A 12073-nucleotide genomic window follows, 5' to 3' on the forward strand; every position below is an offset into this window, starting at 1 on the left:
GCCATTATGAAAGAAAGAGGACTTTTAATCGTTCTCTCTGGACCTTCGGGAGTTGGAAAAGGAACGGTCAGACAAGCCATTTTCTCCCAGGAAGATACGAAATTTGAATACTCAATTTCTGTGACAACACGTAAACCGCGTGAAGGTGAAAGAAATGGTGTCGATTATTTCTTTAAATCCAGGGAAGAATTTGAACATATGATTGAAAACAAAAAGCTGTTAGAATGGGCAGAGTATGTCGGGAATTATTACGGCACGCCTGTTGACTATGTAGAACAGACATTAAGCGAAGGAAAAGATGTTTTCCTTGAAATCGAAGTGCAAGGTGCACTTCAAGTAAGAGAAGCATTCCCAGAAGGTCTTTTTATTTTCCTTGCACCGCCTAGTCTTTCAGAACTTCAGAACCGCATCATTACACGTGGTACAGAGTCTGAGGAGCTCATTCGAAATCGAATGGCTGCTGCAAAAGAAGAGATTGAAATGATGGATGCTTACGACTATGTCGTGGAAAACGATGATGTCGAGCTTGCTTGTGAAAGAATCAAAGCGATCGTCCTTGCAGAACACCTGCGCAGAGACAGAGTCGCACCAAGATATAAAAAAATGCTGGGGGTAGAATAAACTATGTTAGATCCTTCAATTGACTCATTGATGAACAAACTTGATTCAAAATACACACTTGTGACAGTATCTGCACGCCGTGCACGTGAAATGCAGATCCACCAAGATCAGCAAATCGAAAATACGAAATCTTACAAATTTGTAGGTAAAGCACTTGAAGAAATCGATGCCGGTCTTTTGACATTTGAAAAAGAGGATCAAGAATAACACATCGCTTCTGCTATGCAGATACGATACGTTCAAAAAAGTCAAAACTATGATTGGTTTTGACTTTTTTGAATTGTAGACGAATTTGTGAAAAAGGCCGTTAAGGGGGACAAACAAATGTTACAGTCAAAAAATATTTTGCTCGGCGTCAGCGGAGGAATCGCCGTATATAAAGCAGCTGCACTTACTAGTAAACTCGTACAGGCGGGCGCAAATGTAAGAGTGATTATGACGGAATCTGCTCGTGAGTTTGTGTCTCCGCTTACCTTCCAAGCTCTGTCTCGACATGAGGTGTATGTGGATACATTTAAAGAAAACAATCCAAAAGTCATTGCGCATATTGACGTAGCTGACTGGGCCGATCTCATTCTTGTTGCCCCTGCAACAGCACATACGATTGGTAAAATGGCGGCAGGGCTTGCAGATGATATGCTCACGACGACCTTACTTGCTTCAACTGCTCCTGTGTGGATCGCACCAGCTATGAATGTGCATATGTATGATCACCCGGCTGTAAAGCGGAACATTCGCACATTATATGAGGACGGCTACCGGTTTATTGAACCGAGTGAAGGTTATTTAGCCTGTGGCTATATTGGAAAAGGGCGATTAGAGGAGCCTGAAAAAATAGTTGAGCACATCCGTGCATTTTTCGAAGAGCCAAAAAACTTACCGCTTTCAGGTAAAAAAGTCGTGGTGACAGCAGGACCTACACGAGAAGTCATCGATCCTGTGCGTTTCTTTACAAATCGATCGTCAGGAAAAATGGGCTATGCAATTGCAGAGGCTGCGCAGCAAATGGGGGCTGATGTCACGCTTATTTCAGGACCTGTTTCTTTAACGGCACCTAATCATGTACATGTGGTGCACGTTGAATCGGCAGAGGACATGTATCAAGCCGCATTAGCTGTGTACGAGGAAGCGGACCTTGTCATTAAATCAGCAGCAGTCGCCGACTATACCCCTGTGACCTCATATCCTCATAAAATGAAAAAACAGGACGGCGGCTTAGAAATTGAATTCACCCGGACAAAAGATATTTTAAAAGAGCTGGGGAAAAGAAAAGAGCATCAAGTGCTTGTCGGTTTTGCAGCTGAAACGCAGGATGTAGAATATTATGCGAAAAAGAAAATCGAATCCAAGCATTTAGATATGATTGTGGCCAACAATGTCACAAAAGAAGGTGCAGGCTTTGGCACAGACACAAATGTAGCAGCAATCATCAAAGCAGATGGTACAACAACAGAACTGCCGATGATGAGCAAAAAAGACCTCGCTTTTGAAATCTTAAAGGAGGCAAAACAGCTGTTGCCAAAAGAGCGTGATCGCGCATGATTGCTGAAGTTATCGTAGATGTCACAACGAAAGCCATTGACCGGCCATTCGATTACCGTGTACCAGATCGATTCAAAGATCTCGTCAAAGCGGGAATGAGGGTGGTCGTTCCCTTTGGCCCGAGGAAGATTCAAGGGTTTGTGACAAAAGTCAAAGAAGAAACAGACGTAAAAACAGGAAGCATAAAGGACATTGTCGATTTATTTGACTTATCACCTGTTCTGACAGATGAGCTATTGGAGCTTTCCCACTGGCTGACGGAAAAAACATTGTCCTATCACATTACGGCACTTCAATCGATGCTGCCTGCAGCTATGAAGGCGAAGTATGAAAAAGAAATTCAAGTGTTGTCAGATGAAGAACTTCCGCAGTCATTGAAAGAGCTTTTCGGTCAGCGAGATAGCATTCTTTACGCTGACATCCCAGCCGAACAACTAAAACAGATTCAAAAGCATGTCCAAAAAGGTCATCTAGAGGTAAGGTATCACGTCTCCCAAAAATCTGGAAAGAAAAAAGTGCGCACGCTCCAACTAGCTGCATCAAAAGATAAGCTTGAAGAAAAACAGCAGCAGCTGAAAAAAAATGCGGTGAAACAAAAGGCTCTGCTCTCCTTTTTGCTTCAAGCGAGTGAGACGACCTTTTTAGCGAAAGACTTGCAGCAGCAAACAGGCGCGAGTTCTCAATCGCTTAAAACCTTTATTCAAGAAGGGCTGCTAACAGAAAGCTATGAAGAGGTCTACCGGGATCCTTATCGTGACCGGGCATTTACACCTTCTGCTTCACTTGACCTTATGCCAGAACAAGCAGAAGCGGCAAAACATATACATCAAGCAGTCAGTGATGACCGGCATGAAACCTTTCTGCTGCACGGGGTGACAGGAAGCGGTAAAACGGAAATATACTTGCAGACGATTGATCATGCCCTACAAAAAGGAAAAGAAGCGATCGTCCTCGTTCCAGAAATCTCGTTAACCCCTCAAATGGTTCAGCGGTTTAAAGAACGATTCGGTTCAAATGTGGCTGTACTTCATAGCGGATTATCGACAGGGGAAAAATATGATGAATGGCGGAAAATCCACCGCAAGGAAGTCAAACTTGTCGTGGGCGCGAGATCGGCTGTTTTCGCACCATTTGAAAATCTAGGCATGATTATCATAGATGAAGAGCATGAATCTTCTTATAAACAAGAGGAAATGCCTCGTTATCATGCCAAGGACGTCGCCATTGAACGAGCCAAAAGGCATCGATGCCCAGTTGTTTTAGGTAGTGCAACTCCTTCACTTGAAACCTACGCGCGTGCCAAAAAAGGCGTGTTTACATTGCTGACGCTCAAAAACCGAGTCAACCAGCAGCAGCTGCCGCACGTTTCGTTAATTGATATGAGAGAAGAATTGAGAAATGGCAACAGGTCCATGTTTTCAGAAGAATTAATGCTCAGATTAAAGGAAGTGCTTGAAAGAAAAGAACAAGCCGTCTTATTTCTGAATAAAAGGGGCTATTCATCCTTTGTGATGTGCCGTGATTGCGGATATGTGGAGCAATGTCCTCATTGCGAAATTTCTCTCACCTATCACCGCTATCAAAAACGGCTGAAATGCCATTATTGCGGTCACGAGGCACCGGTGCCAGCTGAATGTCCAGAATGCCATAGTGAGCATATTCGCTATTTTGGTACGGGTACACAACGTGTAGAAGAAGAGCTGACAAAAGTACTGCCAGAGGCAAGAGTCATCCGAATGGATGTGGATACAACGTCGCGTAAAGGTGCTCATGAAAAGCTCCTCACATCTTTTGGCAATAAAGAAGCAGATATTTTGCTCGGGACGCAGATGATTGCAAAAGGGCTAGATTTCCCAGATGTCACACTTGTTGGTGTTCTAAGTGCGGATACGTCTCTTCATATCCCTGATTTCCGTTCAAGTGAAAAAACATTTCAGCTTCTCACGCAGGTCAGCGGCAGGGCAGGACGACATGAAAAAGCGGGCTCTGTGATCATTCAATCGTATACGCCTTCTCACTATAGTATTGAATTAACGCAGCAGCATGACTACGAAGCCTTTTATGAACAGGAGATGCTGCATCGCCGCCACCAGTCCTATCCGCCGTATTACTTTTTGGCGATGGTGACAGTATCACATGAGGAAGTGACGAAGGCAGCGCATGTCACGGATCAAATTGTTCAGTTCCTAAAAATGAACTGTGCACCGAATACAAGAATTCTTGGTCCGGCTGCATCACCAATCGCTAAGATCAAAGATAGATATCGATATCAATGCGTGATAAAATACAAAAGGGAAAATGAACTGGCAAGTTTACTACGGAAAATACAAGATCATTATCAAAAGGAAATGGAACAAAAACAATTGATGATTTCAATAGATATGAATCCATATATGATGATGTAAAACGGAGGGCTTTAAGTGGCAGTCAAACCAATAGTCATGCATCCGGCTGAAGTACTCGAACAAAAGGCAGAGCCTGTCGATACGTTCGATAAAAAGCTCAAAAAACTGCTTGATGATATGTATGATACAATGCTTGAGCTAGATGGAGTCGGACTAGCAGCACCACAAATCGGCATTTCACAAAGAATTGCTGTTGTCGATATCGGAGAAGAAACGGGCAGAATTGATTTAGTGAATCCCGAGGTTCTTGAAGTGAAAGGAAGTCAAACAGATCTTGAAGGCTGCTTGAGCTTTCCATCTTTATACGGCACAGTAGAAAGACCGAGCTATGTGAAGGTAAAAGCCTTTGATAAGAAAGGCAAACCATTTACAATAGAAGCAGAAGGATTTTTAGCAAGAGCCTTATTGCACGAAATTGATCATTTAGACGGCATATTATTTACGTCGAAAATCATTCAAACCTATACAGAAAAAGAACTTGCGGAAATGGAAGGGTGAAGAAAATGGCACGTATTGTATTTATGGGAACCCCTGATTTCTCAGTACCTGTGCTGCAGACACTTATAACAGAAGGATACGAAGTTGTCGGGGTCGTCACGCAGCCAGATCGCCCGAAAGGCAGAAAACGAGTACTCACGCCGCCTCCTGTGAAAGTAGAAGCCTTAAAGCACGGCATTCCGGTCTTGCAGCCTGAAAAGGTACGCCTTGATGAAGAAATTGATAAAGTGCTTGCCTTAAAGCCAGATTTAATTGTCACGGCGGCATTTGGACAAATTCTACCAAAACGATTACTAGATGAACCTCAGTTCGGCTGTATCAATGTACATGCCTCGCTGCTGCCAGAACTAAGAGGGGGCGCGCCGATCCATTATGCGATCCTTCAAGGCAAAAAGAAAACAGGCGTCACGATCATGTACATGGTGGAACGGCTCGATGCAGGGGACATGATCAGTAAAGTAGAAGTGGAAATCGACGAATTAGACAATGTCGGTACATTACATGATAAATTAAGTGTAGCAGGCGCCGCACTATTGAAAGATACTGTGCCGAATGTTCTGAGCGGATCTATTTCTCCAATTCCGCAAAATGAAGAAGCGGCAACGTATGCACCTAATATAAAGCGAGAGCAGGAAAGGTTAGACTGGACAAAGACCGGAGAAGAGCTTTACAACCAAGTTCGCGGCTTAAATCCGTGGCCAGTTGCCTATACTGAATGGAACGGGGCTCATCTAAAAGTATGGGAAGCGAAAAAAGTTCCACTCGAAACGCAAGAAGAACCTGGGAAAGTGATTGAGCTTCAAAAAGAAGGTCCAGTCATTGGAACTGGGAATAAACAAGGCCTTTTATTAACAGGTGTGCAGCCAGCTGGTAAGAAAAAGATGAGCGGCGAAGACTTCCTAAGAGGCGCAAATATCGAAATGGGACAGAAATTAGGGTTAATGAATGAAGAAAAGTAATGTAAGAGAAGTAGCGCTGGACGCTTTAATCAAACTCGAACAAAACCAAGCTTACAGTAATTTGCTTTTGCAGTCAGTTATGAAAGACAAAGACTTGGCAGATCAGGACAAACCGCTCTTAACAGAGCTTGTGTACGGTACACTACAAAACAAGCTGGCATTAGATTATATGCTGGCACCATTTGTGAAAAAACCGCAAAAGGTGGCTCCGTGGGTCATGCAGCTTTTGCGGATGTCTCTTTATCAAATGGTCTACCTTGAAAAGATTCCAGATCGTGCAGCCATCCATGAAGCGGTTGAGCTAACGAAAAAGAGAGGGCACAAGGGCATTTCTTCACTTGTGAACGGCGTTCTTCGATCCGTGCAAAGAGAAGGCGTTCCGGCTTTTGATGACATCAAAGATCCAGTCAAGCGGCTTTCGATTGAGACAAGCCACCCATTATGGCTCGTGCAGGAATGGGTTCAGTCGTACGGATTTGAAGCGGCAGAAAGCATGTGCCGCATTCATTTAGTACCGCCAAAGCAAACCCTTCGTGTCAATCGAATGAAAACGGACCGCGCAGCACTGCAGCAAGAACTGCTGGATGCCGGAATTGAAACGGAGCTTGGCGATTTATCAGAAGATGCACTTAAGCTGATGAAAGGGTCCATCGTTTCAACCCCTTCTTTTCAAGAAGGCTATGTGACCATTCAAGATGAAAGCTCAATGCTTGTCGCAAGAGCACTAGACCCTCAGCCGGGAGAAGCTGTGCTTGACGCCTGTGCGGCTCCAGGCGGAAAATCAACACATATCGCAGAGCGTATGAACGACGAAGGACAAATTGTTTCACTTGATTTGCACGAACATAAAGTGAAACTCATCAAACAAGCAGCAAAACGCCTGAACCTTACTCAGATCGAAGCAAAAGCGCTTGATGCAAGGAAAGCAAAAGACGATTACAGCGAAGCTTCATTTGACAGGATTCTGATTGATGCGCCGTGTTCTGGTTTTGGTGTCATTAGACGAAAACCAGATATGAAATATACAAAGTCTCCAGAAGACTCAGCAAGGCTAGCTGCAATTCAGCAGGCAATCTTAAAAGAAACAGCTCCGCTTTTAAAGCCTGGCGGAACCCTTGTATATAGTACATGTACAATGGACCCAACAGAAAATCAACAAGTGATTCATGCGTTTTTACAAGAACACCAAGACTTCGAACCCGATCTATCTCTTAATGAACGGCTGCCTGAGCAGGTTGCTCCGTTTGTTCAAAACGGAAGTGTGCAAATTCTTCCTCATTATTTCGGAACAGATGGTTTCTTTATTTGCAGCATGAGAAAGAAGGGATAAAAAATGACAGAACAAAAAGTAAGAAAAGAACTGAAAACAGATATGCCGTCGATCTATTCTTTTGAGCTTCACGAAATGAAAGAATGGTTAAAAGAACAAGACGAAAAGCCTTTCCGCGCAGCTCAAATTTTTGAGTGGCTTTATGAGAAACGTGTGACATCCTTTGATGAAATGTCTAACCTCTCCAAAGATTTAAGAGAAAAATTAAAAGATCAATTTACAATCACAACATTAAAAACCGTGATCAAACAAACGTCTCAAGACGGAACGATCAAGTTTTTATTTGAACTGCATGATGGTTATACAATTGAAACAGTGCTTATGCGTCATGAATATGGAAACTCTGTCTGTGTGACAACACAGGTTGGCTGTAGAATTGGCTGTACATTCTGTGCATCTACACTCGGCGGTTTAAAACGAAACCTTGAAGCCGGAGAAATCGTTGCACAAGTATTAAAAGTACAGCAGGCACTTGACGAAACAGACGAGAGAGTCAGCTCTGTTGTCATCATGGGAATTGGCGAACCGTTTGATAACTTTGAAGAAATGCTTGCTTTCCTTAAAATCATCAACCATGATCATGGCTTAAATATTGGTGCACGCCATATTACGGTTTCGACAAGCGGAATCATTCCAAAGATCTATCAATTCGCTGATGAGCAAATGCAAATCAACTTTGCTGTGTCATTGCACGCACCGAACACAGAGATCAGAAGCCGCCTAATGCCGATTAATAAGGCATATAAGCTGCCAAAATTAATGGAAGCCATCGAATACTACATTCAAAAGACGGGTAGACGTGTCAGCTTTGAATACGGCCTGTTTGGCGGAGTAAATGATCAAGTTCACCATGCAGAAGAACTTGCAGACCTATTAAAAGGAATCAAGTGCCACGTGAACCTCATTCCGGTGAACTATGTACCAGAGAGAGATTATGTGAGAACACCTAGAGAACAAATCTTCCTATTTGAAAAAACGCTAAAAGAACGAGGCGTAAACGTAACGATTAGACGAGAGCAAGGCCATGACATTGATGCTGCTTGCGGTCAGCTAAGAGCGAAGGAGCGTCAGGAAGAGACGAGGTGACGAATGTTGATAAGGGCAGCCTTTCTTACCGATACAGGAAAAGTCCGTCAGCATAATGAAGATGATGCAGGTATTTTTGAAGCAAAAGAAGATTCACTTCTCGCTGTTGTAGCAGACGGCATGGGAGGTCATCTTGCTGGTGATGTCGCCAGCAAGATGGCAGTCTCTTCTTTAAAAGAATACTGGGAAGAAACATCTTCAATTCCAGAAAAGCCAGCCGATCAAGAAAGCTGGTTAATCTCAAAAATCAGTGACATTAATGACCAAGTTTATGAACATGCGCAAAACAATGAGGAGTGCCAAGGAATGGGGACGACTATTGTATGCGCGCTCGTTCATTTGCAAACGGTCACAATTGCGCATATTGGAGACAGCCGCTGCTACCTGCTAAGAGAAGGAGCGCTGACCCAATTAACAGATGATCATTCACTCGTGAATGAGCTTGTGAAAACAGGTGAAATTTCAAAAGCGGATGCAGAATATCATCCAAGAAAAAATGTGCTCACGAAAGCATTAGGAACAGATAAACAGGTTCAAATTGATGCACGTACTTTTGAAGTGGACCCAGGAGATCAAATCCTGCTTTGCTCAGATGGTCTATCGAATAAAGTAGAAGAAGAGAATTTGACTCATATATTAACGCAAACGACCGCGCCAGAGGAAAAAGTAACAGAGTTAATACAAACAGCGAATGACAACGGCGGTGAAGATAACATTACAGCAGTACTGTTAGAAATCTCCTCCCAGCCAGAGGAGGGTGACAGCAAGTGTTGATCGGAAAAAGGATCAGCGGCCGTTATCAGATTCTTCGCGTCATAGGCGGAGGCGGAATGGCCAACGTCTATTTGGCGGAGGATATGATTTTAGATCGCGAAGTAGCGATTAAAATTTTGCGGTTTGACTTTGCGAGCGATGATGATTTTATTAGACGTTTCCGGCGGGAAGCGCAGTCAGCTGCAAGCTTAGATCATTCGAATATTGTCAGCATCTACGATGTTGGGGAAGAAGATGACATTTATTATATTGTCATGGAATATGTCGAAGGGATGACGCTGAAAGAATACATACACGCCAATGGCCCGCTTCATCCGAAAGAAGCCGTTCGCATCATGGAGCAAGTCGTTGCGGCGATGGAAGAAGCCCATGCGAAACAGCTCGTCCACCGAGACATTAAGCCTCACAATATATTAATAGACAATATGGGGAACATCAAAGTCACTGATTTTGGGATTGCCATGGCACTCAGCTCAGCGACCATTACCCATACAAATTCTGTCCTAGGCTCCGTGCACTACTTGTCTCCAGAACAAGCACGCGGGGGTCTTGCAACGAAAAAATCAGACATCTATTCACTTGGGATTGTGCTCTATGAACTCATCTCAGGACGCATGCCATTTGAAGGAGAATCGGCTGTCAGTGTTGCACTGAAGCATTTGCAATCCGAGCCACCATCTGTGAGAAGATGGAATCCTTCTGTTCCACAAAGCGTGGAAAACATCATTTTAAAGGCGATGGCCAAAGATCCATTTTATCGATATGAAGATGCATCTGAAATGCAAAAAGACTTAAAAACCGCTTTCGATCCAGCCAGATTAAAAGAAAAACGCTTTGTTATTGAAGAAGACCATGAAGCAACGAAAGCAATCCCAATCATTCAAGATCATCAAATCGATCAAGACAATGAAAAAACAGCCGTCCATCCGGCTCAAAAACCGAAGAAAAAAGAAAAACAAAAGCCGAAAAAGAAACGAAAAAAATGGCCATGGATTGTGGCATCCATCTTATTTATATTGACTGCTGCGTCAATTTTAGCCATCACTGTGTTTCCGGGGCTGCTTTTTCCAAAAGATGTGGAAGTCACAGATGTATCTGGCATGACGGTTGAAAAAGCAGAAGATACCTTAAAGAAAGCTGGGTTTACCGTCGCTTCGGAGTCAATAGAGATCGCTGATGAGAAAATTGAAAAAGGTCTCGTCGTCAAAACAGACCCGAAAATCGGCACAAAGGTCAAAGAAGGAACAGAGATTCAGCTTTACGAAAGTACTGGCAAGGAAAAGACTGAATTACCTGATGTTACAGGCGAAAAGGTCGATAAAGCAAAAGAAATATTAGAGAAAAAAGGATTTAAACAGGTCGTTGTGGAGGAAGTGAATGATAATGACACCGAGTCTGGGATTGTCATGGAACAGAGTCCTTCCGCGAATACTGAGCTTGTAGCAGCAGATGAAGAAGTTACGTTGACTGTCAGCATAGGTCCTGCCGATATTACATTACGTGATTTAACGACGTATAGTAAGCAAGCGGCATCGAATTATTTAGAGGATAACGGCTTAAAGCTCGATGAAAAAGAAGCGCATTCTGACGATGTGCCAAAAGGCGAGGTCATGAAGCAGGAACCAGGAGCAGGAACGGCTGTTAAACCAGGTGATACGGTCAAGATTACATTCTCTCTTGGACCGAAGGAAAAACCAGCTAAAACGGTAACTGAAAAGATTGAGATCCCTTATGAACCAGAAGCGGAAGGGCAGGAGATGAATGTCCAAATTTCCATTGATGATGCGGAGCATAGCATCTCTGATTCATACGAAAGCTTTAAAATCACTGCGCCGACTGAACGGACCATTAAATTTAAGATTGAACCAGGTCAAAAAGGATATTATCAAGTGACGGTTGATGATAAAGTCGTCAGCTCGAAAACGATCGAATACCCTGATGATGAATAAAGGAGGGACTTTATGCCTGAGGGCAAAATTATTAAAGCATTAAGCGGATTCTACTATGTGCTGGATGAGTCGCAAGAGAGTGGAAAAGTAGTTCAGTGCAGAGCGAGAGGCATCTTTCGAAAAAACAAAATTACACCTCTTGTTGGCGATTACGTCGTGTATCAAGCAGACAATGATAAAGAAGGCTACTTATTAGAAGTAAAAGAACGGACAAACGAACTTGTTCGTCCGCCTATTAGTAACGTTGATCAAGCGGTACTTGTTTTCTCAGCGGCAGAACCAGCCTTTAGCACCTCACTTTTAGACAGATTTTTAGTGCTTGTAGAAGCCAATCATATTGAGCCGATTATCTGTATCACTAAAATTGACTTATTGAAAACAGACGAAGAGCGTGAAACCATCAAGGCATATGCAGACGACTATCGGCAAATTGGTTATGAGGTTCATTTAACCTCTACGATTGAAGGAGATGGCATTGAGAAGCTGACCCCGCATTTTCACAATAAAATCACGGTATTTGCCGGTCAGTCTGGTGTAGGCAAGTCCTCCCTTTTAAATGCGATGAGTCCTGAATTGGCGCTGAAAACAGATGATATCTCATCCCATCTCGGACGAGGAAAGCATACGACAAGACATGTTGAACTCATTCGAACAGCAGACGGGCTCATTGCAGATACTCCGGGCTTTAGCTCGCTCGAATTTACTGGCATCGAAGCAGAAGATCTAGGTCTATACTTTTTAGATATTAGAGACCGGAGTGCAGATTGCAAATTTCGAGGCTGCCTGCATGTGAAAGAGCCTGGCTGTGCGATAAAAGATGCGGTCGAGCATGATCAAATCAAAGAATATCGCTATCAGCATTATTTAGAGTTTTTAACTGAAATCAAAGACAGAAAGCCGAGGTACTAA

General features: G+C 43.3%; 11 protein-coding genes. All 11 read left to right on the top strand.

The annotated features are described in order from the left end of the window. The first annotated feature begins 6 nt into the window (after positions 1-6). The 11 genes from gmk (at position 7) to rsgA (ending at position 12073) form a co-directional block, all read left to right on the top strand. Entirely contained in the window at positions 7-621 is a 615-nt protein-coding gene (gene gmk, locus MHB83_RS12515; protein ID WP_003212381.1) for a guanylate kinase, read from the top strand. 3 nt (positions 622-624) lie between these two features. After that, positions 625-828, top strand: a complete 204-nt coding sequence (gene rpoZ, locus MHB83_RS12520; RefSeq protein WP_003211647.1) for a DNA-directed RNA polymerase subunit omega — start codon at positions 625-627, stop codon at positions 826-828. A 117-nt stretch (positions 829-945) separates the two neighbouring features. After that, positions 946-2163 (top strand): bifunctional phosphopantothenoylcysteine decarboxylase/phosphopantothenate--cysteine ligase CoaBC, encoded by a 1218-nt coding sequence (coaBC, locus tag MHB83_RS12525; RefSeq protein WP_065097254.1) that lies wholly within the window; start codon positions 946-948, stop codon positions 2161-2163. Next, positions 2160-4568 carry a primosomal protein N' gene (priA, locus tag MHB83_RS12530; RefSeq protein ID WP_340989439.1) on the top strand — a complete coding sequence of 803 codons (2409 nt, stop codon included), beginning with the start codon at positions 2160-2162 and terminating at the stop codon, positions 4566-4568. The genes coaBC and priA overlap by 4 nt, the downstream gene beginning before the upstream one ends. A gap of 15 nt (positions 4569-4583) precedes the next feature. Continuing rightward, a complete protein-coding gene (gene def / locus MHB83_RS12535) occupies positions 4584-5066 on the top strand; it encodes a peptide deformylase (RefSeq protein ID WP_342496373.1) in 483 nt (160 codons plus the stop codon). Positions 5067-5071: 5 nt separating this feature from the next. Next, complete coding sequence (gene fmt, locus MHB83_RS12540) at positions 5072-6025, top strand: methionyl-tRNA formyltransferase (RefSeq protein ID WP_342496374.1); 954 nt, start codon at positions 5072-5074, stop codon at positions 6023-6025. Then, positions 6012-7355 (top strand): 16S rRNA (cytosine(967)-C(5))-methyltransferase RsmB, encoded by a 1344-nt coding sequence (rsmB, locus tag MHB83_RS12545; RefSeq protein ID WP_050945064.1) that lies wholly within the window; start codon positions 6012-6014, stop codon positions 7353-7355. The genes fmt and rsmB overlap by 14 nt, the downstream gene beginning before the upstream one ends. A 3-nt stretch (positions 7356-7358) precedes the next feature. Continuing rightward, on the top strand, positions 7359-8441 hold the full coding sequence (gene rlmN, locus MHB83_RS12550; protein WP_003212089.1) for a 23S rRNA (adenine(2503)-C(2))-methyltransferase RlmN: 1083 nt from the start codon (positions 7359-7361) through the stop codon (positions 8439-8441). A gap of 3 nt (positions 8442-8444) precedes the next feature. Continuing rightward, positions 8445-9215, top strand: a complete 771-nt coding sequence (locus tag MHB83_RS12555; protein ID WP_226805173.1) for a Stp1/IreP family PP2C-type Ser/Thr phosphatase — start codon at positions 8445-8447, stop codon at positions 9213-9215. Beyond that, on the top strand, positions 9209-11164 hold the full coding sequence (gene pknB / locus MHB83_RS12560; protein WP_003212486.1) for a Stk1 family PASTA domain-containing Ser/Thr kinase: 1956 nt from the start codon (positions 9209-9211) through the stop codon (positions 11162-11164). The genes MHB83_RS12555 and pknB overlap by 7 nt, the downstream gene beginning before the upstream one ends. A 12-nt stretch (positions 11165-11176) precedes the next feature. Then, positions 11177-12073, top strand: a complete 897-nt coding sequence (rsgA, locus tag MHB83_RS12565) for a ribosome small subunit-dependent GTPase A (RefSeq protein ID WP_050945062.1) — start codon at positions 11177-11179, stop codon at positions 12071-12073.

Origin of the sequence: Bacillus sp. FSL K6-3149, from assembly GCF_038630515.1 — a bacterium.
GTDB classification, from domain to species: domain Bacteria; phylum Bacillota; class Bacilli; order Bacillales; family Bacillaceae; genus Bacillus; species Bacillus pumilus.

Excerpts from the sequence above, each read along its gene's own strand:
- gmk (WP_003212381.1), top strand. The coding sequence starts at position 7 with ATGAAAGAAAGAGGACTTTTAATCGTTCTCTCTGGACCTTCGGGAGTT.
- rpoZ (WP_003211647.1), top strand. The coding sequence starts at position 625 with ATGTTAGATCCTTCAATTGACTCATTGATGAACAAACTTGATTCAAAA.
- coaBC (WP_065097254.1), top strand. The coding sequence starts at position 946 with ATGTTACAGTCAAAAAATATTTTGCTCGGCGTCAGCGGAGGAATCGCC.
- priA (WP_340989439.1), top strand. The coding sequence starts at position 2,160 with ATGATTGCTGAAGTTATCGTAGATGTCACAACGAAAGCCATTGACCGG.
- fmt (WP_342496374.1), top strand. The coding sequence starts at position 5,072 with ATGGCACGTATTGTATTTATGGGAACCCCTGATTTCTCAGTACCTGTG.
- rsmB (WP_050945064.1), top strand. The coding sequence starts at position 6,012 with ATGAAGAAAAGTAATGTAAGAGAAGTAGCGCTGGACGCTTTAATCAAA.
- rlmN (WP_003212089.1), top strand. The coding sequence starts at position 7,359 with ATGACAGAACAAAAAGTAAGAAAAGAACTGAAAACAGATATGCCGTCG.
- MHB83_RS12555 (WP_226805173.1), top strand. The coding sequence starts at position 8,445 with ATGTTGATAAGGGCAGCCTTTCTTACCGATACAGGAAAAGTCCGTCAG.
- rsgA (WP_050945062.1), top strand. The coding sequence starts at position 11,177 with ATGCCTGAGGGCAAAATTATTAAAGCATTAAGCGGATTCTACTATGTG.